The sequence below is a fragment of the Halopseudomonas pelagia genome (genome assembly GCF_009497895.1).
Classification (GTDB): Bacteria; Pseudomonadota; Gammaproteobacteria; order Pseudomonadales; family Pseudomonadaceae; genus Halopseudomonas; species Halopseudomonas pelagia_A.
The window spans coordinates 3690478-3715237 of sequence record NZ_CP033116.1 but is presented as its reverse complement, the minus strand read 5'-3'; the positions used below and the strand labels follow the sequence as shown (position 1 = coordinate 3715237).

The 24760-nt window shown below is 57.8% G+C and carries 22 protein-coding genes and 1 pseudogene; 17 read left to right on the top strand and 6 right to left on the bottom strand.

Features of this window, described 5'->3' with window-relative positions:
* The first annotated feature begins 26 nt into the window (after positions 1-26).
* Positions 27-611: an LON peptidase substrate-binding domain-containing protein gene (locus tag EAO82_RS17155; RefSeq protein ID WP_096348385.1), complete on the top strand. Its 585-nt coding sequence runs from the start codon at positions 27-29 to the stop codon at positions 609-611.
* On the opposite strand, the gene EAO82_RS17150 is transcribed toward EAO82_RS17155, so the two are convergent.
* Complete coding sequence (locus EAO82_RS17150; protein ID WP_096348384.1) at positions 570-1835, bottom strand: DedA family protein; 1266 nt, start codon at positions 1833-1835, stop codon at positions 570-572. The genes EAO82_RS17155 and EAO82_RS17150 overlap by 42 nt on opposite strands.
* Positions 1836-2056: 221 nt before the next feature.
* Here EAO82_RS17150 and EAO82_RS17145 point away from each other — a divergent pair, with 221 nt between their 5' ends.
* The 11 genes and pseudogenes from EAO82_RS17145 to lipB all read left to right on the top strand — a co-directional run bounded on the left by EAO82_RS17145 (position 2057) and on the right by lipB (position 12030).
* Positions 2057-3322 carry a glutamate-5-semialdehyde dehydrogenase gene (locus EAO82_RS17145; RefSeq protein ID WP_231703236.1) on the top strand — a complete coding sequence of 422 codons (1266 nt, stop codon included), beginning with the start codon at positions 2057-2059 and terminating at the stop codon, positions 3320-3322.
* Positions 3288-4014: pseudogene (nadD, locus tag EAO82_RS17140) on the top strand (nicotinate-nucleotide adenylyltransferase). The gene EAO82_RS17145 and the pseudogene nadD overlap by 35 nt, the downstream one beginning before the upstream one ends.
* Entirely contained in the window at positions 4004-4363 is a 360-nt protein-coding gene (gene rsfS / locus EAO82_RS17135; protein ID WP_096348383.1) for a ribosome silencing factor, read from the top strand. Before nadD ends, rsfS begins: the two are co-directional and overlap by 11 nt.
* 5 nt (positions 4364-4368) lie before the next feature.
* Positions 4369-4836 (top strand): 23S rRNA (pseudouridine(1915)-N(3))-methyltransferase RlmH, encoded by a 468-nt coding sequence (gene rlmH, locus EAO82_RS17130; protein WP_096348382.1) that lies wholly within the window; start codon positions 4369-4371, stop codon positions 4834-4836.
* Positions 4837-4839: 3 nt separating this feature from the next.
* Complete coding sequence (mrdA, locus tag EAO82_RS17125) at positions 4840-6708, top strand: penicillin-binding protein 2 (protein ID WP_096348381.1); 1869 nt, start codon at positions 4840-4842, stop codon at positions 6706-6708.
* The gene (gene rodA / locus EAO82_RS17120; RefSeq protein ID WP_096348380.1) at positions 6705-7862 is read left to right on the top strand and encodes a rod shape-determining protein RodA; all 1158 of its coding nucleotides are present in this window, start codon (positions 6705-6707) and stop codon (positions 7860-7862) included. Before mrdA ends, rodA begins: the two co-directional genes overlap by 4 nt.
* Positions 7863-7914: 52 nt before the next feature.
* A complete protein-coding gene (gene mltB / locus EAO82_RS17115; protein ID WP_096348379.1) occupies positions 7915-8955 on the top strand; it encodes a lytic murein transglycosylase B in 1041 nt (346 codons plus the stop codon).
* Positions 8945-9859 carry a septal ring lytic transglycosylase RlpA family protein gene (locus tag EAO82_RS17110; RefSeq protein ID WP_231703235.1) on the top strand — a complete coding sequence of 305 codons (915 nt, stop codon included), beginning with the start codon at positions 8945-8947 and terminating at the stop codon, positions 9857-9859. Before mltB ends, EAO82_RS17110 begins: the two co-directional genes overlap by 11 nt.
* Positions 9860-9945: 86 nt before the next feature.
* Entirely contained in the window at positions 9946-11100 is a 1155-nt protein-coding gene (locus tag EAO82_RS17105) for a D-alanyl-D-alanine carboxypeptidase family protein (protein ID WP_096348377.1), read from the top strand.
* Positions 11101-11116: 16 nt separating this feature from the next.
* Complete coding sequence (locus EAO82_RS17100; RefSeq protein WP_096348376.1) at positions 11117-11404, top strand: DUF493 family protein; 288 nt, start codon at positions 11117-11119, stop codon at positions 11402-11404.
* The gene (lipB, locus tag EAO82_RS17095) at positions 11404-12030 is read left to right on the top strand and encodes a lipoyl(octanoyl) transferase LipB (RefSeq protein ID WP_096348375.1); all 627 of its coding nucleotides are present in this window, start codon (positions 11404-11406) and stop codon (positions 12028-12030) included. Before EAO82_RS17100 ends, lipB begins: the two co-directional genes overlap by 1 nt.
* A 15-nt stretch (positions 12031-12045) precedes the next feature.
* On the opposite strand, the gene lipA is transcribed toward lipB, so the two are convergent.
* Both lipA and EAO82_RS17085 read right to left on the bottom strand, forming a co-directional pair.
* Positions 12046-13095, bottom strand: coding sequence for a lipoyl synthase (lipA, locus tag EAO82_RS17090; protein WP_096348374.1), 1050 nt, complete (start codon positions 13093-13095; stop codon positions 12046-12048).
* 194 nt (positions 13096-13289) lie between these two features.
* Positions 13290-14576, bottom strand: a complete 1287-nt coding sequence (locus EAO82_RS17085) for a lytic murein transglycosylase (protein ID WP_096348373.1) — start codon at positions 14574-14576, stop codon at positions 13290-13292.
* Positions 14577-14939: 363 nt separating this feature from the next.
* Here EAO82_RS17085 and EAO82_RS17080 point away from each other — a divergent pair, with 363 nt between their 5' ends.
* The 5 genes from EAO82_RS17080 to EAO82_RS17060 all read left to right on the top strand — a co-directional run bounded on the left by EAO82_RS17080 (position 14940) and on the right by EAO82_RS17060 (position 20406).
* The gene (locus EAO82_RS17080; protein ID WP_096348372.1) at positions 14940-16238 is read left to right on the top strand and encodes a sialidase family protein; all 1299 of its coding nucleotides are present in this window, start codon (positions 14940-14942) and stop codon (positions 16236-16238) included.
* Entirely contained in the window at positions 16235-16834 is a 600-nt protein-coding gene (locus EAO82_RS17075; RefSeq protein ID WP_096348371.1) for a hypothetical protein, read from the top strand. Before EAO82_RS17080 ends, EAO82_RS17075 begins: the two co-directional genes overlap by 4 nt.
* 388 nt (positions 16835-17222) lie before the next feature.
* On the top strand, positions 17223-18716 hold the full coding sequence (locus tag EAO82_RS17070) for a SulP family inorganic anion transporter (protein ID WP_410402958.1): 1494 nt from the start codon (positions 17223-17225) through the stop codon (positions 18714-18716).
* Positions 18717-18718: 2 nt separating this feature from the next.
* Positions 18719-19594 carry a universal stress protein gene (locus EAO82_RS17065; protein ID WP_096348370.1) on the top strand — a complete coding sequence of 292 codons (876 nt, stop codon included), beginning with the start codon at positions 18719-18721 and terminating at the stop codon, positions 19592-19594.
* Between the two features lie 269 nt (positions 19595-19863).
* Positions 19864-20406 carry a histidine phosphatase family protein gene (locus EAO82_RS17060; RefSeq protein WP_143520391.1) on the top strand — a complete coding sequence of 181 codons (543 nt, stop codon included), beginning with the start codon at positions 19864-19866 and terminating at the stop codon, positions 20404-20406.
* Positions 20407-20451: 45 nt separating this feature from the next.
* On the opposite strand, the gene holA is transcribed toward EAO82_RS17060, so the two are convergent.
* Genes holA through leuS form a run of 3 tightly spaced genes read right to left on the bottom strand, consistent with a single transcriptional unit; the run spans position 20452 to position 24654 of the window.
* Positions 20452-21474: a DNA polymerase III subunit delta gene (holA, locus tag EAO82_RS17055; protein ID WP_096348368.1), complete on the bottom strand. Its 1023-nt coding sequence runs from the start codon at positions 21472-21474 to the stop codon at positions 20452-20454.
* On the bottom strand, positions 21471-22028 hold the full coding sequence (gene lptE, locus EAO82_RS17050) for an LPS assembly lipoprotein LptE (RefSeq protein WP_174959008.1): 558 nt from the start codon (positions 22026-22028) through the stop codon (positions 21471-21473). Before lptE ends, holA begins: the two co-directional genes overlap by 4 nt.
* 19 nt (positions 22029-22047) lie before the next feature.
* Positions 22048-24654 carry a leucine--tRNA ligase gene (leuS, locus tag EAO82_RS17045; protein WP_096348366.1) on the bottom strand — a complete coding sequence of 869 codons (2607 nt, stop codon included), beginning with the start codon at positions 24652-24654 and terminating at the stop codon, positions 22048-22050.
* Positions 24655-24760 lie beyond the last annotated feature (106 nt).

Below are 24760 nucleotides of genomic sequence, written 5' to 3'. Positions count from 1 at the left end.
TTGATCAATAGTCCACTGAGGTAAGCATGACCGACAGACGTGCCCTTTTTCCGTTGAAAAGCATATTGCTGCCGGGCTGCATAATGGATTTGCAGATATTCGAGGCCCGTTATCTGGATATGGTCAGCCGCTGCTTCAAGCAGGGCGAAGCGTTTTTGATCATGCCGCTGGAGTCCGGGCCGGAGTCAGGCCAGGGCGACCTGCGTTTTGCCGCGATCGGCTGCGAGGCGGCCATAGTGGATTGGCAGCAGCGTGATAACGGCCTGCTCGGCATTCGCGTTGAGGGGCGGCGACGAGGGCGGGTCAGCGATGTTGAAGTGGCGCCAGATGGTCTGGTAAACGCCAACGTGGCTTGGCTTGAGGAACAACCTGATCAGGTCCTCAATGCCGAGCATGAGGATCTGCAAGCCTTGCACGCCGCGCTGCTGGATCATCCCATAGCCGAAGGCCTGGGCCTGCCGCCACTGGCGGATAGTCAGCAACAGCTCAGTTATGAGCTGGCGTTTCTGTTGCCATTTTCGCTGGACCAGAAATCAGTGCTGTTGGCGATTGAATCGCCCAGCGCACGGCTACATCAGATCAGTGAGTGGCTGGAACTGATGCAGGCCTGACAAACTCAGCAGTGCGGCCAGCAGCGGCAACAGTATCAGAATGCCAATCATTCTGGGCGGGATCGAACGCAACGGCCCGGCGCGCTCCATTAGCCACAGGCTGAACAGGCAGGCCATGGCAATGGTTAATCCGCTGGCGAGCAGGTGGAACAGCGCGGCGGTCTGATTACCCAGCAAGCCGGCAGTGATGGCAAGAATCGCCGGCAGCGCCGCCGCAATCCAGAGCATTCGCACCCATAAGCTGAACGCGCGGCTGCAGGATATCAGCAGGCAGATCAGCATCGTCAGGCTGGTAGACATGCTCAGGTATTCGCCCGGCAATTGCAGCGCAATGTCAGCGGCCAGATTGAACAGAGCGGCCAGGCCAAGCAATAGGCAGTGTCTTTTGCCGCCACACAAAGCCAGTCCTGGCAGAAGCAGCAGCCCGAGCAGCCAGGTGAAGCCGCTATTCGCCAGTGGGCCAAGCAGTCTCAGGATCGGGTACGGCTGGTGGGTCAGGTGCTCTGTCCAGGTCGCGAGAGTGCTGTCCAATACGCCGAGCCAAGGGCTGGCGAAAGACAACGCGATCAAGCCCACCACGCAGGCGCCTGTGGCTGCCAGGCTGCTCCAGCGCTCCTGCTTCCAGATGCAAAAGAATACCAGTGCAGCAATACCGGCTACGGCCGCCAGCAGGCCGAACGCCTGGTGCCAGAAATACGCGGGTACCTGCCAGCGCGTGGCATGCCCAGCCAGGTAGCCTGGAATGACATAAATCGGCGCCCAGGCCAAGGCAGAGGCGAGATTGACCAGTACAAAGCGGCCAATGGGCATGTCCAGCATGCCGGCGATCATTGGAATGATCGGCCGTATGGGACCGACAAAACGGCCCAGTATGATGCTCAGTACCCCATAACGCCGGAAGAATGCTTCGCCACGGGCTATCCATTGCGGGTGCCGTTGAAACAGGCTCAGCCGGCGTATGTCCTGATGAAATAGCCGGCCCAGGGTGAAGCTCAACAGGTCGCCAACCACGGCGCCGGCAAAGGCCCAACCCATGGCGCTGAGCAGTGGCATACCCCAGGCGCCTGCCATCGCCGTGACGGCCACCAGCAGCACCACGCCTGGCACCAGCAGGCCGGCAATGGCCAACGACTCAAGCATGGCAATCAAGAACAGACACCAGCCCAGCCATTGGCGGTGGTCGCCTAACCAATTCAGCAGGTCGGTGGTGAAAAGATCGCCCATCGTCAGTGTCGGTTCCTGTGCCGGCTGGCTTCGACCAAGCGGGCTGCTATTGCTGATTTGAGAGTGATAAACCCTTGGTAATGGGGTTTTCGGGTGGTGCACCGGAGATCTGATTGATAATTCAGCGGTATATTCTCGATCATAGCAGGTCCGCCCTGTCCACTACCGAGAGGGACAGTTATAATCGCCTTTTGATTTCGTGACTGGCAATAGGTGAAGGCATGCGTGCGGACCAGGTTACAGACTATATGCACCAGCTCGGGCGCGAAGCGCGCCAGGCCTCGCGAGTCATTGCGCGCGCCACTACAGCGGTCAAGAACCAGGCATTACTAGCCATGGCTTCCGCTATTGACGCAGCTCATGGCGAGCTGATCGAAGCCAATCAAGCCGATTTGCATGCTGGCCGCGAGAACGGCCTCGACGCGGCGATGCTTGACCGGCTGGCACTCACCCCCGCGCGGCTCGAAGCGATGGTTGAAGGCCTGCGTCAGGTGGCGGGGCTGGACGATCCGGTCGGTGTGATCCGCGACATGAAGTTTCTGCCATCGGGTATCCAGGTCGGCAAAATGCGCGTGCCGCTGGGCGTGATCGGCATCATTTACGAGTCTCGGCCCAACGTGACCGTCGAGGCTGCCAGCCTGTGCCTGAAGTCGGGTAACGCCTGCATCTTGCGCGGCGGCTCGGAATCGATTCATTCCAATCGTGCGATTGCCTTGTGTATTGCCCAGGGCTTGGCTCAAGCCGGCTTGCCCGCCAACGTGGTGCAGGTGGTGGAAACCACAGACCGCCAGGCGGTGGGTGAACTCATCACCATGCCCGAGTTTGTCGACGTGATTGTGCCGCGGGGCGGCAAGGGCTTGATCGAGCGTATTAGCCGCGATGCGAAAGTCCCGGTAATCAAGCACCTGGATGGCATCTGCCACGTGTATGTCGATGATCGTGCCGATCTCGACAAGGCCGAGGCGATTGCATTGAACGCCAAGACCCATCGCTACGGGGTGTGCAATGCCATGGAAACCTTGCTGGTGCATCAGGCAGTTGCCGAGCAGTTCCTGCCGCGCATGGCTGATTTGTATGCAAGCAAGGACGTAGAGTTGCGCGGCTGCCCGGCGACCCGTGCCATTGTGCCCCAGGCTATCCCTGCGACCGAAGAAGACTGGAGCACAGAATACCTGGCGCCGATTCTGTCCATTCGGGTGGTCAGTGATATGGACGCTGCTATTGCGCACATCAATACCTACAGCTCGCAGCACACCGATGCCATGGTGTCCGAGGATTTCAGTCGTGCCAGGCGTTTTTTGGCTGAGGTGGACTCCAGTTCGGTGATGATCAATGCCTCCACGCGCTTCGCTGACGGTTTTGAATATGGGCTAGGGGCGGAGATCGGCATTTCCACTGACAAGATTCACGCGCGTGGTCCGGTTGGGTTGGAAGGTTTGACCAGCGAGAAATATGTTGTCTTTGGCGACGGGCATATCCGCCAGTGATGCTGCGATGACTCGTCGTATCGGTTTACTGGGCGGCACTTTTGACCCGGTACATTACGGGCATCTTCGCGGTGCGCTGGAAGTGCGCGACTGTCTGGATCTGGATGAAGTGCGGCTGATCCCCAGCGCGCGCCCACCGCATCGAGATCAGCCCGGCGCTACCGCACAGCAACGTCTGGCCATGGTGCGCCTGGCCGTGGGCGAGCATAGCGACCCGCATGGTGGGCTGGTAGTGGATGATCGTGAGTTGCAGCGCAACAAACCTTCCTACACGGTGGAAACCCTTGAATCATTGCGCGGTGAGCTGGGCAATACTGTTACCCTGTTCATGATTCTCGGCTGGGATGCCTTTTGCGGCTTGCCGGCATGGCATCGCTGGGAAGAGCTGTTGCAGTTGGCCAGCCTGGTCGTGTTGCAACGGCCGGAGCAGGACCAGGATTTACCCGAGGTGCTCAAGGATTTGCTTGCTGCACGCAGTATCAATGATCCGCGCCAGGCAAATGCCCAGCACGGACAGATCCTGTGTTTGTCGCAGACGCCCTTGGCCATCTCCGCGACGCATATCAGGGCGTTACTCGCCGGTGGGCAGTCACCGCGCTTTCTGTTGCCTGATGCCGTACTTGACTATATTGAAACCAATGGGCTGTACCGGCCCTGATACCGAAGGATCTGAATCCGATTATGCAGATTGATGAATTGATCAAACTGGTGGAAGGCGCACTGGAAGAATTGAAAGCCAAAGACGTCTTGTGTATCGACGTGCATGAGCTGACGAGCGTCACCGATTACATGGTGATAGCCAGTGGCACTTCCTCACGGCATGTCAGCTCGCTGAGCGACAACGTGGTCGAGAAGGCGAAGGCGGCAGGCTGTCAGCCTCTGGGTGTGGAAGGCAAGGATTCCGGTGAGTGGGTGCTGGTCGACCTGGGCGATATTGTCGTGCATGTCATGCAGCCGGCCACCCGACAGTTCTATGACCTCGAGCGCTTATGGCAGAGCGCCGAGTCGCGGCGCGCCCAGCAGCAAATCCCCAACGAGTAATTGCTGTGCGGATACGCTTGATCAGCGTGGCGTCACGTATGCCCGGCTGGGTAGAGCAGGGCTACCAGGAGTATGCCAAGCGCATGCCGTCTGACCTGCCAGTCGACCTTGTGGATATTCCGTTGACCACACGCGGCAAAAATGCCGACGTGGCCAGGTTGATGCGCAAGGAAGGCGAACTGATGCTGGCGGCCACTCAGCCCGGTGAACGAATCGTTACGCTGGAGGTCAATGGGCGTAACTGGTCGACCGAAGAGCTTGCCGGGCAGTTAGAGACCTGGCGGCTTGAAGCGCGCAACGTCAATCTGATGGTAGGTGGGCCGGAGGGGCTGGCTGCTGAAGTCAGTGCCCGCAGTGATCAACGCTGGTCACTTTCTGCGCTTACGCTACCTCATCCGTTGGTAAGGATACTGCTGGCTGAACAGCTGTATAGAGCCTGGACCATCCTCAACCGTCATCCTTACCACAAGTGATCCATGGCCAGACCGATCCATCTTAAAGATCATTCCTCCGATGCTCGGATAGTGCAGAGCCGCGTAGTGCTTGCGGCGGTGGTGGTACTAGGTCTGGCGGCGATTCTGGTGGCACGCCTGTATTACCTGCAGGTGACTCAATACGAGCACCATACAACGCTGTCCGAAAATAACCGGGTGCATGTGCAACCGGTGCCGCCTGGCCGCGGACGCATTTATGATCGCAATGGCGTGGTGCTGGCGGAGAATCGACCTAGCTTCAGCCTGAGCATTACCCGCGAGCGAGTACCGGACGTAGAACAGCATTTCAAGCTGTTGCGCTCGGTGCTGGGCCTTTCTGTTGAAGACGTCGAGCTCGCACAGCGCCGGTTGGCGCAGGCGCGACGGCCCTTCGAAGCAGTGCCGGTGATGTTCAATCTTACCGAAGAGCAGATAGCTCAAGTGGCGATCAACCAGTTCCGGCTGCCGGGTGTGGAAGTACAGGCGAGTTTCGTCAGGCATTATCCGCTGGGCGAACATTTTGCTCACGCAGTCGGCTATGTTGGCCGGATCAACGAACAGGAGATGGACCGCATCGATCAGGTGTCCTATGCGGGCACGCACTATATTGGCAAGACCGGTATCGAGCGCTACTACGAAGACCTATTGCACGGCACTGTCGGCTACGAAGAAGTTGAAACAAATGCCCGTGGCCGGGTATTGCGCGTGCTCAAGCGGGTTGATCCATTGTCAGGCAAGGACCTGACGCTGCATCTGGACAGCCGTCTGCAGGCGGTGGCCGAGGAAGCATTGGGTAATCGCCGCGGCGCCATCATTGCCATCGAGCCCGAAACCGGTGGCGTTCTGGCCTTTGTCAGCCAACCGGGGTTCGACCCCAACCTGTTCGTTACCGGTATCAGCCATACCGACTACGGCGCCCTGCGTGACTCTCTCGACCAACCGCTGTTCAATCGCGTACTGCGTGGCTTGTACCCGCCAGGGTCGACCATCAAGCCAATGGTTGCACTGGCAGGCCTGGACAGCGATGTCACTACCCGGGCCAGCAGAGTCTACGATCCGGGTTTCTACCAATTACCCAATAACAGCCATCGCTATCGTAACTGGAACCGGCAGGGCGATGGTTGGGTGGATATGCGCCTGGCGATTGCGCGTTCCAACGATACCTATTTTTACGATCTGGCCCACAAGCTGGGCATTGATCGCATGCACGATTTCATGAGCCAGTTCGGCTTGGGTACGCGCGTGTCACTGGATATGTTCGAGGAATCAGCCGGCCTGATGCCATCGCGCGAATGGAAACGCAAGGCCCGGCGCCAGCCGTGGTACCCCGGTGAAACGCTGATTACCGGGATCGGCCAGGGTTATATGCTGACCACGCCGCTACAACTGGCGCAGTCGATCGCTCTGGTAGCCAACCGCGGAGTCTGGGAGCGTCCGCGGTTGCTGATGCACGCCGAAGGCACGCCGCCGGAAGAGGTGGATACCCCTGCGGACATCGAGCTGAAAAATGATGAGGACTGGGATTTCATCAAGGCCGCGCTGGAAGACGTGATGCATGGCGCGCGCGGCACCTCACGCGCGGCGGCACTTAACGCGCCCTATCGCATGGCCGGTAAAACCGGTACCGCTCAAGTGGTAGCGATTGCCCAGGGGGAAAAATATGATTCAGCGGCGTTGCGTGAGCGGCATCGAGACCATGCGTTGTTTGTCGGATTTGCCCCTGTCGAGTCACCGCGTATCGCGGTGGCGGTGATGGTCGAGAATGGCGAGTCCGGTGGCCGCGTCGCTGCGCCCGTGGCTAGAGCTCTGTTCGATGCCTGGCTGCTGCCTGACCCGGAACCCGAAGTATTCACCGTCGAGGCGCCACCATGAAAAGTTTGATTGCGGCGGTCACCGGAGCTCGGCTGGGAAGCCGTCCGGCACTGGGTCGCCGCGAGCCGATCTGGCAACGCATTCATGTTGACCCCTGGCTGTTGTTGTTGATTCTGGTGCTGGCGACGGTGGCGGGCTTTGTATTGTATTCCGCCAGCGGCATGAATGCAGCGCTGCTCTACCGGCAAGCCGCAGCCTATTGTGTGGGGCTTGCGGTGATGTTGGTCATAGCCCAGTTCCAACCGCGGTTTATGGAGCGCTGGGTGCCGGCGGCTTACATCCTCTGCGTGTTGTTACTGGTCGCGGTGGAGCTCGTCGGGGTGCAAGCGAAGGGCGCCCAACGTTGGTTGAGCATTCCCGGTGTCATGCGCTTTCAGCCGTCCGAGCTGGTCAAACTGGTTATGCCGATGGTGGTGGCCTGGTATCTTGCGCGCCATGCTCTGCCGCCGACGCTGAAATCGATCTGCATTACGCTGACGATCATTCTGGTGCCCGTTGTGCTGATTCTGAAGCAGCCCGACCTGGGCACTTCGCTGCTGGTGGCGATCGCCGGGCTCTTCGCACTGCTGATGGCCGGTCTGCGCTGGCGCTACATCATCGGTGCGCTTTTGCTGCTAGCACCACTGGCCACGGCCATGTGGTTTTTCGTCATGCATGAGTATCAGAAGCGTCGGGTGCTGACCTTCCTCAACCCTGAAAGTGACCCGTTGGGAGCCGGCTGGAACATAATTCAGTCCAAAGCGGCGATCGGCTCTGGAGGCGTGTTTGGCAAGGGTTGGTTACAGGGCACGCAGTCCCATCTGGATTTCCTCCCGGAAGGGCATACCGACTTCATTATTGCGGTGCTGGCCGAGGAGTTTGGCCTGGTGGGCGTTTGTCTGCTGTTGATGGTGTATCTGTTGATAATCGCGCGCGGCTTTTATATTACCCTGCAGGCTCAGGACACCTTCAGCAAATTGTTGGCAGGTAGCATAACGCTCACCTTCTTTATCTACGTGATGGTGAATATCGGCATGGTCAGCGGGATACTGCCGGTTGTGGGAGTGCCATTGCCGCTGATCAGTTACGGTGGAACCTCATTGGTAACGCTGCTTGCCGGTTTCGGCATCCTCATGTCGATTCATACCCATCGCAAGTGGATGGTTCAGCGCTAATGGGTCAGAATCGCCACAGCCATTACTCAATCGATAAAAAACAGGATACATAATGCTGTCTGATTTTTTCTGCCGCGTTACCCCGGTCATTTCGCTGGCCGCTTTCATTGGTTTCGCGCCGGTTGTCTCTGCGGCAGATTACACATTGGAACATCCTGCGGTGCGTCCGTTTATCGAGGAAATGCAGGCCGAATATGGCTTTTCTCCCGATTACGTAGAAACGCTGCTCGCCGATGCCGAGCGCAAAGAAGCCATCCTCAAGGCGATTTCAACGCCCGCGGAGCGCGTCAGACCCTGGCACGAATACCGCGCGATATTCATTACCGATCAGCGCATTGAGCGAGGTGTGACTTTCGCCAACACTTATGCCGACGCATTGCAGCGAGCGGAAGAAGAATATGGCGTCGAAGCTGAAGTGATAGTCGCGATTATCGGCGTGGAAACTTTCTACGGCGGCAACAAGGGCAGTCACCGGGTCATAGATGCGTTAACTACCTTGGGTTTCGATTATCCACCCAGAGCCGATTTCTTCCGTCGCCAGCTCAAGTCGTTTCTGGTACTGACCCGGGAGCAGCAGATGAACCCGCTTGAGCTGACCGGGTCCTACGCTGGCGCCATGGGCTTTCCACAGTTTATTCCGAGCAGCTATCAAGCTTTTGCGGTGGATTTTGATGATGATGGCAAGGTCGATATCTGGAATAATCCGGTGGACGCGATTGGCAGCGTAGCGAACTATTTTCGTGAGCATGGCTGGCAGCATGGGGCCGGCGTGGCGGTGCCCGCCAAGGTTCACGGCGAGAAAGTTGGCGAAGGCCTGACTCTGCAAATGGAACAGGGTCTTAATGCCCGGCTCAAGGTCGGGGAGTTGAAAAAACTCGGCTGGTCTCCACAGAAGGCATTGAGCGACGCCGAAGATGTTATGGCATTCGAATTCGATGCTGGCGGCAGCATGCAATACTGGCTGGGACTGAATAATCTGTACGCCATTACCCGCTACAATCACAGCGTAATGTACGCCATGGTTGTTCATCAGTTGGCTGACCTGATTCGTGAGGCTCGGCAAAATGAGAGTAATGAGATTAATGAAAGTTAGGCTGGTCAATGTTGCTCCGCTGCTGTTAGTCCCGGTCCTGGCGCTGTTGGGCGCATGTTCCTCCACTTCGAGCAGTCCTTCCGGTGGCGGATCGGCAAGGCCCTCGGTAGATGGTGCACCTAATTATCAAATGGATGTTTCCACCATCCCGGACGCAGTGCCCACACCGCATACGGGCCCTTACAAGGCCTCGCCCTACCGGGTGCTGGGTAAAAGCTATAGCCCGATGCAGGATGGTCGAAACTACCGGGAGCAGGGCGAAGCATCCTGGTACGGAACCAAGTTCCACGGGCAGGCGACGGCCAATGGCGAAGAATACGATCTCTATGGTATGACCGCTGCGCACAAGACCTTGCCCTTGCCTACTTATGTGCAGGTGACCAATCTGGACAACCAGCGCAAGGTGATAGTACGAGTCAATGACCGAGGGCCGTTCTACTCCACACGCATTATCGATTTGTCCTACGCGGCGGCGAAAAAACTAGGCTATGCCGAACGCGGGGTGGCCCGGGTGCTGGTAGAGGGTATCGATCCGGTGGCCTGGCAGCAGCAGAATGATCCCAGTTACCTGGTCAGCGCACGGTCTCGCTCGGAGGCGCCGAGTGTCGTAGTCTCGACGCCGCCCGCTGAGGTGGCTCCAGCTTTGACCACGGGGGCGACTGACAGGGGCGAGTATTATCTGCAGGTCGGCGCATTCGCGAGTGATCTGGCCGCGCAACAACTGCGTCAGAGGCTGCTGTCGACGCTTGATGCGGGGGTAACCGTTACTCCCGTCCAGCACAGTAGCGGCACCCTGCATCGGGTCCGGGTTGGGCCGGTGGTCAGTGAAAATGAAGCAAGACGCCTTATTGAACAATTACGACTGGCCAATGTGGCAGATGCCACCTTGGTTCGCAGCAACTGAATACTCAACCAACCTTCATATTGTCTACAGTGAGTCACATGTTTAAAAAATTAATGCTCAATCTGCTGGTGTCTGGATCAGTCGTCATGGCTGCGGTAGCACACGCACAGACCCCAACGCCCACGCCAACACCGACGCCTACTGTTCCGGCTTCAGCACCTATTGTGCCGAGCGCACCGCAATTGGCTGCGTCCAGTTACATTCTGCTGGACGCCAACAGCGGTGAAGTGCTGATGGAGCACAATGCCGATGAGGCACTGCCACCAGCCAGCTTGACCAAAATGATGACCAGCTACATTGCCAGTCTGGAAATCCTCCGTGGTCAGATCAAGGAAGAGGATCTGGTGCTGGTCAGCGAAAAAGCCTGGCGCAAAGGCGGCTCGAAAATGTTTATCGAGGTCGGCAATCAGGTGAAGGTGATAGACCTGTTGCGCGGCATCATCATTCAGTCGGGTAACGACGCCAGTATTGCCATGGCCGAGCACATTGCCGGTAGCGAAGAGGCCTTTGCCGATTTGATGAATAGCCACGCGCAGCGACTGGGCATGACTACAACTCATTTCGAAAACTCTACTGGCTGGCCCGCCGAAGGCCACCTGTCCAGCGCACGGGATATGGCCACCATGGCCAAAGCGATCATTCGTGACGATCCGGTGCACTACAGTATCTACAAGGAAAAAGAGTTTTTCTGGAACGGCATTCGTCAGCCCAACCGCAATCTGATGCTCTGGCGTGACAGCACCGTGGACGGTCTCAAGACCGGTCACACCGAAGAAGCCGGCTATTGCCTGGTGTCCTCCGCGGAGCGTGACGGCATGCGCTTGATTGCAGTGGTCATGGGTACTGACAGCGAGCAGGCGCGCGCTGCGGAAACACAGAAAATGTTGACCTGGGGTTTCCGTTTCTTTGAAACCAAATCCTTCTACGAGCCGGGTCAGGTACTGTCCACCGAGAAAGTCTGGGCAGGTGTCGACGATCAGGTGCAACTGGGTCTGGCAGACGGTTTGACCTTAACCCTACCCAAAGGGCAGGTAGAAAAGCTGGTCGCCGGTATTACCGTCAACTCCCCGATCAAAGCACCTATTGTCGCTGGCGATGTGTTGGGTGAGGTGGAGGTCAAACTGGGTGATGAGGTCATGCACACTGCGCCTCTGGTGGCATTGGCCGGGGTTGAAGAAGCGGGTATCTTCGGACGCCTGTGGGACAGCATCCGCCTGTTTTTTTACGGTCTTTTCAACTGATAACCGAGGCAGCCGTATGAGTGACTTGCCAATCAATGGGCCTGCCGATGCGCCGCGTATCGAGTTTCCCTGTCTGTATCCGATCAAGGTGATCGGCGAGGCGGGGGAGGGCTTTGCAGACATGGTGGTGCGTATCGCCGAACGCCATTCGCCGGGTTCCGACACCCGGGTGGTTGAAGTGCTCGACAGCAAAAACGGGCGTTTCCTCTCGGTCCGCTTGCAGATCACCGCCACCGGACCGGATCAGCTTCAGGCTCTGCATGCGGACCTTAAGGCTACCGGCAAGGTACACATGGTCCTGTGATGCTGCCGCCACTGGTAGTGCGCAAGTTGGGACAGGTAGATTACCTGCCCACGCTGGAGGCCATGCGTAGGCTGACCGCGGAGCGGGATGCCAGCAGTGCAGACGAGATATGGCTACTGCAGCATCCTCCAGTGTTTACCCAGGGGCAGGCGGGTAAAGCTGAGCATGTGCTGGCCGCGGGCGATATTCCAATTGTTCAGGCCGAGCGCGGTGGGCAGGTGACCTATCATGGTCCTGGACAGCTTGTAGCCTATTTGATGCTGGATATACGCCGGCTGAATATCGGCGTACGGGATCTGGTCAGTGCCATGGAGCGCGCTTTGGTGAGCGTGCTGGCTGAGTATGAAGTTGCCGCCGCGCCGCGCCCTGATGCCCCCGGCGTTTACGTCGGCGCGGCCAAGATTGCCTCTCTAGGTCTGCGGATTCGTCGGGGCTGTTCCTTTCACGGCTTGGCGTTGAATGTTGACATGGACATGCAACCGTTCCAGCGTATCAACCCCTGTGGGTACGCCGGGCTGCAAATGACCCAGCTGCGCGAGCATGTTATGGCTGATGTGCCTATAACAGAGGTAGAGGCGCGGCTGGAAATCGCCTTGCGTCAGGCGCTGGGTTATCCCAGCGCTTGATAGCAATCAGAGGTTTCAACTGACCGAGCGGGTAGGGATCAGGTTCTCATTCGGCACATGGCCTGGCACAGCCGCTGGCGCGGCTAACCCGAGGTTGTTCTTCTCGAAAACCCGATCGGCCCGGTAGCTGGAACGCACCAGCGGCCCGGAAGGAACCTCCATGAAGCCTTTGGCCAGGCCAATGTCGCGGTAACGATTGAATTCCTCAGGCGTCACCCAGCGCTTCACGGTCAGGTGGTTTTTGGTTGGCTGCAGGTATTGTCCCAAGGTCACAATGTCGACGCCAATGGCTCGCAAGTCATCAAAAGTTTGAAGAATCTCTTCATCGGTTTCACCCAGACCCAGCATCAAACTGGTTTTGGTGAGGACGTCCGGGCGGTGTTGCTTGGCATGTGCCAGCACTTTGAGGGTTTTTTCGTAACCCGCGCGTGGATCGCGCACTTCATGCGTAAGGCGCCGCACCGTTTCGACATTCTGCGCAAACACTTCAAGACCGGAGTCCACCACCTGCTCGATGGCTGACTGCACACCGTCGAAATCCGGGGTCAAGGCTTCGACCACGACGGCGGGCGTACGAGTTTTGATCGCGCGAACCGAGGCGGCATAGTGTGCAGCACCACCATCGGGCAGGTCATCGCGGTCAACCGAGGTGAGAACGATATAGCGCAAGCCCATCAACTCGACCGATTTGGCAGTGTTTTCCGGCTCGTCCTTGTCCAGCCAGCCATTCGGATTGCCAGTGTCCACCGCGCAGAAGCGACAGGCGCGGGTGCAGACCGAACCCATCAGCATGATCGTAGCGGTGCCATTAGCCCAGCATTCGCCCATATTCGGGCAGTGGGATTCCTGGCAGACGGTGCTCAGGTTATGTGAGGCAACGTTCTTTTTGACCGCCTCGAAGCGTTCGCCGCTGGGGACGCGCGCGCGCAACCATTTCGGTTTGGGTTCGAAGGTAACGGGTTCTACGTTGGCGCGTCTTTTCTGACCATCCTTGATCGCAGCAATGCCTTGCGCATTGCGAAATTTTTCCCCGCTGGCAACCGGTTTCAAGGGCTGGTCACTCATCTAAGTCTGTGCTCCTGTTAACGTCCGAGCTGGATGCCTGGCAAGCAGGGCGGCTCGAGTGCTCAACAGTTTACCATAGACGACTGAAAAGGAACCCGCGTCGGTCCAGCCTTGGTTGTAGCTAGAGTTTACCCGGCAAGCTATCGGCAGATAGGCTTGCGGGTCTCACCTATCACGGGTACTGATCTGGTCAATCACTCAGACCATTGGCGCAGGGCGTTGAGTAATTCATGGTCCGGGTAGCCATCCGCTGGAGTTCCCAGGCTTAGCTGTAGCCGGCGAATGGCTTTGCGCGTGTTCGCGCCGATAATGCCATCGATCCCGCCAGGCTCGAACCCGCCGGCCTCCAGGCGTTCCTGCAGCTCCAGACGTTCGCTGCGGGACAGAGGCTTGTCGCCCGTAGGCCAACCGGCACTGATTTGACCGCCGCCGTGCAGGCGCTGCGACATCAAGCCAATCGCCAGCGCGTAACTGGTGGAGTTGTTGTAGCGCAAGATGCTGCGGAAATTATCCATGACAATAAAGGCCGGACCACGGTGGCCGGCGGGTAACAGCAATGAGCCGGTCTGTTCTGGATGCTCGAGGTTCAATGCGGTGCCGCGGGCTGTAGTGATGCCCAGATTGTTCCACTCGCTAATGGGTTTGCGGATAGACATATCAGCCAAGGCATAATCGAAGCCGTCCGGCAGCTTGACTTCCATCCCCCACAGCTGGCCTGTCTGCCAGTTGGATGCCTGAAGATAATTCGCCGCTGATGCCAGGGCATCAGCTGAAGAGTGCCAGATGTCGCGCTTGCCGTTGCCGTCAAAATCCACTGCATGGACATTGTAGGTGGTGGGGATGAACTGCGTTTGCCCCATCGCCCCGGCCCAGGATCCAAGCATATCGTCGGGAGTGATGTCGCCACGTTGCAAAATTTCCAGCGCGGCCAGCAGCTGTTCATGGGCGAAATCCGGTCGACGCCCCTCATGGGCCAGCGTCGCCAGCGCCCGGATGACCAGATTATTGCCCATATTGGCGCCGAAATTACTTTCCAGTCCCCAGATGGACACAAGAATATTGCGGTCGACGCCATAACGCTGCTCGATGGCGGCCAGCATTTGCGCATGTTCTTCAAGTAATCGACGGCCGCTGGACAGCCGGGTGGAAGACATCGCGCCTTCAAGGTATTCCCATACCGGCCGAGTAAACTCTGGCTGGCTGCGATCGGCACGTAATATAGCCGGGTCCGGCGTTATGCCGGAGAAGGCTTGATCGAATAGCTGTGGCTCAATGCCGGCAGCCAATGCCTCTTCCCGGAACTGATCGCGCCATTGCTGGAAGGTCATGTCCTCGTGCTGTTCGTTCAAAGGCGCGGCAATAGCCGTGTCGGCGTGGGCCCTGATCGGCGTATCGGCACAGGCGGCCAGCAGTAACATGGCCACGCCTGCGGTAGTCAGGTAACGGTGGGGTGAACCCTGGCGCAACAGCTTGATTAACATTGATCGCTTCCAACTGGTAAAAGTCGCCCCAACTCTAGCATGCCAACTCTGTTGCGGGTGACTGAGCGGTGACATTCAGCGCATGGATGTAATAGAGGCTGGGTGGTATTATCCCAGCGCGCGGGGCGCCGGACTGTCAATTTGAGTGCCGGCGCGAAGCATAGTTCACGCTCTGCCAGTACCCATGCCGAGTTTTACCAAGCGCGTGGTCGTTGGCTGATCGACCATCAGGCGAGAGCCATTTACTGGATGAAGTTGACGGCGGCTTAGCTGTTGGGTGAATTGCGCCCAGGCTATGAGGCCAGGCAGGCAGCCGTTGCTGATAGATCGACTAATAATTTCAAGCTAGATACGAGGATTCAGATGTTTTCGCGGTCATGGTTGTTGCGTGTCAGGTGGTGGGCTGCAGCGTTGGTTATCGGCGTTCACGGCTTGGCATGGTGGATGTATCCGGCCTATGAGATGTCTGGGTTCGCGACTGAAACAGCCTGGGATGACAGTGCCGAGATCAGCGCCGAGCCGGAAATGTCGCGGCGCTTTGTGTCCAGCGACCTGGATGAGTTCGTACATTCTTCTTCGATCACGGCTTTACCCGGCGGCAACCTGATGAGTGTCTGGTTTGCTGGCTCGAGAGAGGGCGCAGCTGACGTGGAAATACGTGGAGCACGCTTTGATTCATCTACCGGTGAATGGGGAGATGAAGAAGTGCTGGCCACACGTGACATGACCCGGCAGGCGGTTGGCAAGCCAATCCGCAAACTGGGTAATCCTGTTATCGCGCTGGCCCCTGATGACCGGCTTTGGTTGTTCTATGTTTCAGTATCACTGGGCGGTTGGGCTGGCAGCGCGATTAATGTGATGGTCTCTGACGACTTGGGCACTACCTGGTCCAAACCGCGCCAGTTGATAACCTCGCCATTCATCAATATCAGTACCCTGGTGCGCAGTGCTCCGGTATTTCATCAAGACGGTTCCATAGGATTGCCGGTTTATCACGAGTTCCTCGGCAAGTTTCCCGAATATCTGTACATGGACGCTGATGGTCGCGTGGTCGACAAGTTCCGCATGGCGGACGGTACAAACTCCCTGCAGCCGACGGTAGTCACGCTGGACAAGCGCCGGGCGATAGCGCTGCTGCGCTATGCCGGTGTCGAGGAAGGGCATGTGCTGGCGACGATGACTGCTGATGCAGGGCAGACCTGGAGCGAAGAGTTGCCGGTGGACCCCTGGAACCCGAACTCCTCTCTGTCGGCTGTGCGCTCGCACCGCAATACTCTGCTTGTCGCCCAGAACAATCTGGCCGACGGGCGCTTTCGTCTGACTCTGGATGAATCCACCTTCAGTCTGAGTACCTGGTCGCTGATAGGTACTGTGGATGAATCCACCGATGCGGAAGGCGATCCAATCCCGTTCAAGGAGTACGCCCCGCTGATGCGCCAGCAGTTCCTGAACGCCAGTGGGCCAAAGCGTCAGCTGCTGCTCGACGAGTACCTGCAAGTGATGGAAGAACGTGTCTGTCGTCGTGGACTCTGCAACTTTGATTACGAGTACCCTTACATGATCCGTTCGGATGATGGCCGCTATCACCTGGTGTATTCTTGGAATAACAGTTTTATCAAGCACGTTTCGTTCAACCGGGCTTGGGTGGAGGCACAGAAATGATTATTGCGAGCTGGCAGGCTGTGCTCACCTTTGCGCTGGTTATTTTTCTCCTCCTTCCCCTTGGCAGGCTGTCGGTCGGGTACCGACTGGCTACTCTGCTGGCGTTGACCCTGATCGCCCTTATTCCCCTTTCCACCGGGCTGACCCTGGCTGGGATGCTGCGTGGTTTGACCGATGATCTGGCGTTTACCTCGTTGGTATGGATGGCAGCTGCCGCAGCGATCAAGCTCGGCTATATGCCGCCCATGAGCGTCGCGCAAAAATGGCCTCTGTGGCTCTGTTTCGGCGTGCTGGGGCTGGTGTTGTACCCTGCTGCGTTGGGCATAGGCATGATTGACACCTATCGCTGGGGTTACAACGCGCGGTATCTGATCATCTTTGTCGGGCTGCTGACGCTGATGCTGGTCTGGTTACGTAGCAGCCTTGGCCTGGCGATGTTTTTGCTCGCGACAATCGGTTTTCTGCTGGGCTTGAAGGTCTCCGACAATTACTGGGATTATCTGCTGGATCCGTTCATTGTGTTGTATTCGCTGGGAGCGATCATCATGGCAATGGCGTTCGCAGCAAGCCGTAAGCTCAGGAGCTCCAAAGCCTGATGGAACAGTCAGGGCCCATATTCAAGGCTCAAATAGAACCTATCAAAAACGTTTTTGCCAAAGCTAACGATGCTAATAGTTCAGCACTTTGACCAGCATTTTGAATAGTCCAGCCCTAACGGGCTGTGCTAGAGTACTGCTCCCTGAACTTTCTCTCGGACTACCGATGACCTGCTTTCCCGGCGCTACGCCACCATAGGTTGCACTGACCCTCTCTGCTAAAGCAGCCAGTCTGCTGTGCGCGCTTGTTAATGGTGCACGCCCGCTTTATCACTAGCCTGCAAGCGAACAACGACACCCCGAATCTGCATCTCGGGCGGGTAGCGCCTTGTTTATGCGTATGGACTCTGCCCTTGCTTGCACTTCACTCGAACTGGATGGACTTCGCATGACCCTGACGCAATCAATACACCAGCAATGGTTTTCCAATATCCGCGGCGACATACTCGCAGGGCTCGTGGTAGCACTGGCATTGGTGCCAGAAGCTATCGCATTTTCAATTATTGCTGGAGTCGATCCCAAAGTCGGCCTGTATGCTTCTTTCTGCATAGCGGTGGTGATCGCGTTCACCGGGGGGCGCCCCGGCATGATCTCTGCGGCTACCGGTGCCATGGCCCTGCTGATGGTGACCCTGGTGCGTGAGCATGGTCTGGAGTATCTGCTGGCAGCTACTGTTCTCTGCGGCTTTCTGCAGATAGGTGCCGGTTATTTGAAGCTGGGCTTGCTGATGCGCTTCGTGTCTCGCTCGGTGGTGACCGGTTTCGTCAATGCGCTGGCCATTCTGATTTTCATGGCGCAGTTGCCAGAGCTGACCAATGTCACCTGGCACGTCTATGCGATGACCGCAGGGGGGCTTGGGATTATCTACCTGTTCCCTTATCTACCCAGGATTGGCAAGCTGATTCCCTCACCGCTGGTGTGTATCGTGGTCCTGACTTTGATTGCGGTCTATATGGGGCTGGATATTCGCAACGTCGGTGACATGGGCGAATTGCCGGATACCCTGCCTATCTTTCTCTGGCCACAGGTGCCCTTGAATCTGGATACCCTGCTGATCATCCTGCCTTACTCCGCAGCTCTGGCCATTGTCGGCCTGCTGGAATCCATGATGACAGCCACGATTGTCGACGACCTCACCGATACGCCCAGCGACAAAAACCGGGAGTGCAAGGGCCAGGGTATCGCTAACATCGGTTCTGGTCTGATCGGTGGTATGGCTGGGTGCGCCATGATTGGCCAGTCGATTATCAACGTCAAATCCGGGGGCCGTACCCGGCTCTCATGTTTCTGTGCGGGCGTTTTTTTGTTGATCATGGTGGTCTTTCTGGGCGATTACCTGTCATTGATACCCATGGCAGCACTGGTCGCGGTCATGATCATGGTATCCATAGGCACCTTCAGCTGGGACTCGCTGCGTAATCTCAAGCAGCACCCCCTGTCGACCAACATTGTCATGGTCGCTACGGTGGCTGTCGTCGTGGCCACACATAATCTGGCTTACGGCGTATTTGTCGGTGTGTTGCTTGCTGCGATGTTCTTTGCCAACAAGATGGGTCACTACATGCACGTCGGCAGTGATCTGGATGGCTCCGGGAATCAGCGTACTTATCAGGTTGTCGGGCAGGTGTTCTTCAGTTCCTCGGACAAGTTTGTCAGCGCCTTTGACTTCAAAGAGGCGCTGGATAAGGTAGTGATCGATCTTTACCGTGCGTATTTCTGGGATATTACCGCGGTAGCAGCGCTGGACAAGGTCGTGATCAAGTTCCGCCGCGAAGGGACCGAAGTCGAGATCATTGGCATGAACGAGGCTAGCGCGACCATTGTTGATCGGTTTGGCGTGCACGATAAGCCCGATGCCGTCGACAAACTGATGGGCCACTGACAATGAACAAGGAGAAGAATGTGACCACCAATACAGTAATGGCGTGTGTCGATGGCTCCCAGTCATCCCCCGCGGTTTGTGACTATGCAGCCTGGGCCAGTCTGCGTCTGAATGCGCCTTTGACTTTTCTGCATGTGCTGGACCATTCCCGCTATCCGGTCGAAAGCAATTTGTCAGGCAATATCGGCCTGGGAAGTCGCGAACATTTACTCGCCGAATTGGCAGAGCTGGACGAAAAGCGCGGCAAGCTGATGCGCGAGCAAGGACGGCATATGCTCGAAGCAGCGGTAGAGCACGCCAGGACGGCAGGCGTCGCCGCTGCCACGGGCCGGCAGCGTCACGGCGACCTGGTGGAAACGCTGGCAGAGCTGGAGGGCGAGATTCGCCTTTTGGTCATCGGCAGAGAGGGTGAGGAGGGTGATTCAGTCGGTGGCCATGTAGGCAGCCATCTGGAGAGCGTTGTCCGCACCCTGCATAAACCGACGCTGGTAACGGCGGGGGGATTTCGCCAGCCAAACAGCGTCATGTTGGCGTTCGATAATGGTCCGAGCACTCGCAAGGGGATCGATATGATTGCGGCGAGCCCTCTGTTCAGCGGGCTGCCGATTCATTTGCTCATGGTCGGCGCAGATAATCGTGACGCATGGGAATCGGTCAATGCGGCCAAGCAGATCCTGGAAAACTCCGGTCACCAGGTGCAGGCATGTATTCGGGCGGGGAACGTCGAAGAAGTGCTGCTGGGTTACCAGGAAGAACATGACATCGACATGATTGTGATGGGCGCTTACGGCCACTCGCGTGTCCGGCAGTTCTTCGTGGGCAGCACCACCACCAAGATCCTCACCCAGACCAGGCGCCCGTTACTGTTGTTACGCTGATTGGATCTGTTTGGCTGGATTGAAATGCCGCTGTCATAACGACCTGTTAGACTCGGCACACTTTCCAGCTGCACCAGCTTGCTAGCGTGAAGCGCAATCATCCGCCGCAGACAGCTAATAATGAGGCCGTATAGATGAAGCCTGATCAACCTGCAGGTCCGAAACGACCAAACGCAGCACCTTGGAAGAAATACCGAAGAGCTGCGGCGTTGCTGCTGGCTATTGCTGCTCCGGCAGCATTTGCAGCATTCATGTGGATGCCGCCCTCAATGCCCGACCTGTCTGAAAGCGACATCAGTGAGCGGCAATACCTCTATGACAGCTGGTCCAACGGTGATTCGATTGTAGTCGTCCGACATCTGGAGCGTTGTGATCGTGCGGATGTGCCCTGCTTGGTCGAGAAAGACGGTCTGACCGCGCGTTCCGTTCTGGTAGCTGCAGACCTGTCGGATGATTTTTTCCGCCTGGGGCTGGAGCAGACCGATATTTACAACAGCCCGCTGGCGCGCACGGATCAGACCGCTGACCTGCTATTCAGCAGTCGCAGCACTGACCAGGGCTGGCTATACAATTGCCGTAAGGAAGATACATTTTTGCGCGATGCGTTGAGCAACAAGAAACCGGGTAGAAATCTGGTTCTAGTTACCCACAGCAGCTGCATCGCACGTTTTGAAGATGATTTAGGCTTTTCCAGCGATACCCCTGAATATGGTACTGCCATCTTTCTCTCAGCAGACTCGCGGGCAAACGATATACGCTTGCTAGGCTTTGTCGAAATAGATGATTGGGATGAAGTTATTCATGCCAGGTGAAGCACTGAAAGGCAGTATCGCGCCTGACGAAAAAAGCTGCCTGAATTAGAATTGCAGACCTGCGACACGGGCGACCATCGCCCTTAGCCCATCCCAGGCTGAGCCAGGGTGCTGGCCTTTGATCTGCTCATCAACGATCTGCGCCTCGCGCAACCACTGCTCCCAGGCGGCGACTGGATTGCGCTGCAAGGCCTGGGTCAGGACCGGTTTGCGCTTGTCCCATACCGGCGGGCGCTGGCTGGCAAATACCCGGTCCAAGGGTATGTTGCGGCGGATATCCTGAGCCATATTGGCCAGCGCGCGGATCTCCCGGGCCAGAGCCCAGAGCACGACAGGCGCTTCCACGCCTTCGCCTTTGAGCCCGTCGAGCATGCGCAGCGCCTGTTCCGGCTGGCCCTTGAGCATCGCGTCGACCAGGTTGAAAACATCAAAGCGGGCGCTGTCAGCGACCACCTGCTGGACTGTCTGCAGATCCAGCTGGCCGTTACGGCAGTAGAGCTTGAGCTTTTCGATTTCCTGCGCCGCGGCCAGCAGGTTGCCTTCTACCCGAGTGCTCAGCAGTTCCAGCGCATCCGGGCTGGCATGCAGGCCAGCACTGGCCAGACGATCACGCATCCAGCCAGGCAATTGCTGAGCATCGATTGGCCAGATCTGAATGAAGCGACTTTGCGAATGATCGGTCAGCGCTTTTGCCCATTTGCTGCGTTGCGCGCTGGCGTCCAGCTTGGGCAGGCTGATCAGTAGCGTTGTGTCTTCCGGCGGTGCGTCCAGCCAGCCCATCAAGGCCTTGCCACCCTCGTCTCCGGGTTTGCCTCCGGGAATGCGCAATTCAATCAAGCGCTTCTGAGAGAATAAAGACAGGCTGTGACTGGCCTCGTATACCAGGCTCCAGTCAAAGCTGCGCTCGACGTGATACACCTCACGTTCCTCGCTGCCGGCCTGGCGGCAGGCAGCGCGTATCTGATCAGCCACTTCGCCGGTGAGCAGAGGGTCATCCCCGCTCACCACATATACCGGCGCCAGGCCGTCCTGCAGTTGGCGCGACAGCTGGGCGGTATTCAGCTTCATGGTGTGGCTGGGGAGGCCTGCTGCTCGAGCGCCTGCGCACGGGCAGACAATTCCGATTCACTCAGGCTCGACAAGCGGAACAACATCTGCCTGATCAGGTCCTGACGGAGCTCCTGTCGTAGCAGCTCTTCCTCCTGGTTGCTGCCGGTAATGTTATCCCTGTCGGTAACAAAAACCCGTCGCGCGGTGAGCGTTTCAGGGCCGACCAGGGCGCGGCCTTGGCTGTCACTGACCTGGAACAACAAACGATTGGTCAGCTCGTATTCGGCTGGTGCCGAACGGCTGGTATAGCTGACGGCGACGCGGTCTCTTTCTTCCGCCAACAGTTGCAGCCGGAAGGGTGCGCCAGCTGTGATGCTAACGCCATTGTCTTCCAGCGCCTGTTTGACGCCCTGGTGCAACTCACTGTACTGATCGCGAGACTCGACTCGCAGCTCCTGCAGGTTGACCATATCGGTACCCAGGCCGCGCAGTTGGAAGCCGCAGCCGCTCAGTAACAGGCTTAGCCCGAGTACAGCGCAGCCCAGTAGCTGATGAGGACGAATTAGATGCATCTTGGCTCTCCATTGCATATCAGTTGGCAACAATATTGACCAGCTTGCCGGGGACCACGATCACCTTGCGGATGCTCAGGCCTTCGGTAAAGCGTATTACGTTTTCGTTGTCGCGTGCGGCAGCTTCAACATCTGCACGGCTGGCGTCGGCGGCGACCTCGATCTGCCCGCGCAGTTTGCCATTGACCTGAATCACCAGCTGCAGGGTGTCTTGCACCAGCGCCGAATCATCCAGCACCGGCCAGGGCGCATCAATCGCCAGTGTGCTGTGACCGAGTGCCTGCCACAGTGCGTGACTGATGTGCGGGGTAATCGGTGCTAGAAGCAGGCAGACGGTTTCCAGTCCTTCCTGCAGCAGGGCGCGATCCTGATGGTTCGCTTGCGGCGCTTTCTCCAGTACGTTCATCAAGGTCATCACCGCTGCGATGGCGGTGTTGAATTTGTGATGCTGGCCAATATCCTGGCTGGCTTGGCGGATCGCCAGATGGATCGAACGGCGCACGGCTTTTTGTTCATCGCTGAGCGCACTGATGTCCAGTGCCGCGGCAGCACCGCCGATGCTGTGCTGATGTGCCAGGCGCCATACCCGGCGCAGGAAGCGGTGTGCGCCTTCCACGCCGGTGTCGGACCATTCCAGGCTCATATCCGGTGGTGAAGCAAACATCATGAACAGGCGACAGGTGTCGGCGCCGTATTGGTCGATCATCGACTGCGGATCAACCCCGTTGTTCTTCGACTTGGACATCTTCTCGATGCCGCCGATTTCTACCGGCTGGCCATCACTGGCCAGGTGGGCGGCGATGATCTTGCCCTTGCCGTCGCGCTTGACCTCGACATCGGCTGGGTTGAACCAGGTTTTGCTGCCATTTGCTTCCAGCCGGAAATAGGTCTCGGCGATGACCATGCCCTGGGTCAGCAGGTTCTTGAACGGCTCGTTCGAATCGACCAGACCCTGATCACGCATCAGCTTGTGGAAGAAGCGCGCGTAGAGCAGGTGCAAAATCGCGTGCTCGATACCGCCGATATATTGATCCACCGGCAGCCAATGATTGGCCGCTTTCGGGTCAACCATCCCCTGCTCGTAGTGCGGTGAGGCGTAGCGGGCGAAATACCAGGAGCTTTCAACGAAAGTATCCATGGTATCGGTTTCACGCTTGGCCTGGCCGCCACAGGTGGGGCAAGTGCACTGGTAAAACTCCGGCATTCTCGCCAGTGGGCTGCCGGCACCATCGGGTACCACGTCTTCGGGTAGCACCACCGGCAACTGATCTTCCGGCACGGGCACATCGCCGCAGGTGTCGCAGTGAATGATCGGAATCGGGCAACCCCAGTAGCGCTGACGGCTGATGCCCCAATCGCGCAGGCGAAATTGAGTGCGCGCAGCGCCGAGATCTTTTTGCTGCAATATCTCGGCAATGGTTTTTAGCGCACTGGTGTAATCCAGACCGTTCAGCTCCTGCGAGTTGATCAGTGTGCCCTTTTCACCGTAGGCATCCTGCCAGGGGGCTGGGGTTTCATCGCCCGCTGAGGTGCGCACTACCGGCTTGATCGGCAGGTCATACTGAGTGGCGAAATGAAAGTCACGCTCGTCATGGGCAGGAACGGCCATGACTGCACCCTCGCCATAGGTCATCAATACGTAGTTGGCGACCCACACCGGGAGCTTTTCACCGGTCAGCGGATGAGTCACGAACAAACGCGTAGGGCGGCCTTTCTTTTCCTGGGTGGCAATATCGGCTTCGGCGACCCCGCCGCGTTTGCACTCGTCAATAAATGCCTGCAGCTGCGGATCACCCTGCGCGGCGATGGTGGCCAGCGGGTGTTCGGCGGCCACGGCCATATAGGTGACGCCCATCAGGGTATCGGGCCGGGTGGTGAACACCTTCAGTTTGCCGTCTTCGCCGATGCTTGCCTGGTCGTAGGGGAAGTGCACTTCCATGCCAACCGATTTACCGATCCAGTTGCGCTGCATGGTCTTGACCTGTTCCGGCCAGCCGGTCAGCTCGTCCAGCGAGCTCAGCAGCTCTTCTGCGTAATCGGTAATGCGGAAATAGTACATGGGGATTTCGCGCTTCTCGATCAGCGCGCCAGAGCGCCAGCCCTTGCCGTCGATAACCTGTTCGTTGGCCAGCACCGTCTGATCGACCGGGTCCCAATTGACCGTACCGTTCTTGCGGTAGATCACGCCCTGTTCAAACAGCTTGGTAAACAGCCACTGTTCCCAGCGGTAATACTCGGGCGTACAGGTAGCGAACTCACGCGACCAATCCATCGCCAGCCCCAGGCTTTTCAGCTGGGTGCGCATGTAATCGATATTGTCGTAGGTCCACTTGGCTGGCGCGACCTTGTTCTGCATCGCGGCATTTTCTGCCGGCATGCCAAAGGCATCCCAACCCATAGGCTGCAGCACGTTCTTGCCCTGCATGCGCTGATAGCGGGAAATCACATCGCCGATCGTGTAGTTACGCACGTGACCCATATGCAGCTTGCCACTGGGGTAGGGGAACATGGACAGACAGTAGAACGTCTCGCGATCAGGGGTTTCGCTCACCTTGAAGGCGTCGCTGTTATCCCATTCGGTCTGGGCGCTGCTTTCGATATCGCGGGGGGAATACTGTTCTTGCATAGTCGGGACTGTCTGAGCTCGTTTGGCTGGGGGTAATTGCGCCAACATCGGATCTCGGAGCACGTGCGGTTGGGCTGTCAGCATGCTCATTGCTGCCGCAGGTGAC

Excerpts from the sequence above, each read along its gene's own strand:
- EAO82_RS17155 (WP_096348385.1), top strand. The coding sequence starts at position 27 with ATGACCGACAGACGTGCCCTTTTTCCGTTGAAAAGCATATTGCTGCCG.
- EAO82_RS17150 (WP_096348384.1), bottom strand. The coding sequence starts at position 1,835 with ATGGGCGATCTTTTCACCACCGACCTGCTGAATTGGTTAGGCGACCAC.
- EAO82_RS17145 (WP_231703236.1), top strand. The coding sequence starts at position 2,057 with ATGCGTGCGGACCAGGTTACAGACTATATGCACCAGCTCGGGCGCGAA.
- rsfS (WP_096348383.1), top strand. The coding sequence starts at position 4,004 with ATGCAGATTGATGAATTGATCAAACTGGTGGAAGGCGCACTGGAAGAA.
- mrdA (WP_096348381.1), top strand. The coding sequence starts at position 4,840 with ATGGCCAGACCGATCCATCTTAAAGATCATTCCTCCGATGCTCGGATA.
- rodA (WP_096348380.1), top strand. The coding sequence starts at position 6,705 with ATGAAAAGTTTGATTGCGGCGGTCACCGGAGCTCGGCTGGGAAGCCGT.
- mltB (WP_096348379.1), top strand. The coding sequence starts at position 7,915 with ATGCTGTCTGATTTTTTCTGCCGCGTTACCCCGGTCATTTCGCTGGCC.
- EAO82_RS17110 (WP_231703235.1), top strand. The coding sequence starts at position 8,945 with ATGAAAGTTAGGCTGGTCAATGTTGCTCCGCTGCTGTTAGTCCCGGTC.
- EAO82_RS17105 (WP_096348377.1), top strand. The coding sequence starts at position 9,946 with ATGGCTGCGGTAGCACACGCACAGACCCCAACGCCCACGCCAACACCG.
- EAO82_RS17100 (WP_096348376.1), top strand. The coding sequence starts at position 11,117 with ATGAGTGACTTGCCAATCAATGGGCCTGCCGATGCGCCGCGTATCGAG.
- lipB (WP_096348375.1), top strand. The coding sequence starts at position 11,404 with ATGCTGCCGCCACTGGTAGTGCGCAAGTTGGGACAGGTAGATTACCTG.
- lipA (WP_096348374.1), bottom strand. The coding sequence starts at position 13,095 with ATGAGTGACCAGCCCTTGAAACCGGTTGCCAGCGGGGAAAAATTTCGC.
- EAO82_RS17085 (WP_096348373.1), bottom strand. The coding sequence starts at position 14,576 with ATGTTAATCAAGCTGTTGCGCCAGGGTTCACCCCACCGTTACCTGACT.
- EAO82_RS17080 (WP_096348372.1), top strand. The coding sequence starts at position 14,940 with ATGTTTTCGCGGTCATGGTTGTTGCGTGTCAGGTGGTGGGCTGCAGCG.
- EAO82_RS17075 (WP_096348371.1), top strand. The coding sequence starts at position 16,235 with ATGATTATTGCGAGCTGGCAGGCTGTGCTCACCTTTGCGCTGGTTATT.
- EAO82_RS17070 (WP_410402958.1), top strand. The coding sequence starts at position 17,223 with ATGACCCTGACGCAATCAATACACCAGCAATGGTTTTCCAATATCCGC.
- EAO82_RS17065 (WP_096348370.1), top strand. The coding sequence starts at position 18,719 with ATGAACAAGGAGAAGAATGTGACCACCAATACAGTAATGGCGTGTGTC.
- EAO82_RS17060 (WP_143520391.1), top strand. The coding sequence starts at position 19,864 with ATGCCCGACCTGTCTGAAAGCGACATCAGTGAGCGGCAATACCTCTAT.
- holA (WP_096348368.1), bottom strand. The coding sequence starts at position 21,474 with ATGAAGCTGAATACCGCCCAGCTGTCGCGCCAACTGCAGGACGGCCTG.
- lptE (WP_174959008.1), bottom strand. The coding sequence starts at position 22,028 with ATGCATCTAATTCGTCCTCATCAGCTACTGGGCTGCGCTGTACTCGGG.
- leuS (WP_096348366.1), bottom strand. The coding sequence starts at position 24,654 with ATGCAAGAACAGTATTCCCCCCGCGATATCGAAAGCAGCGCCCAGACC.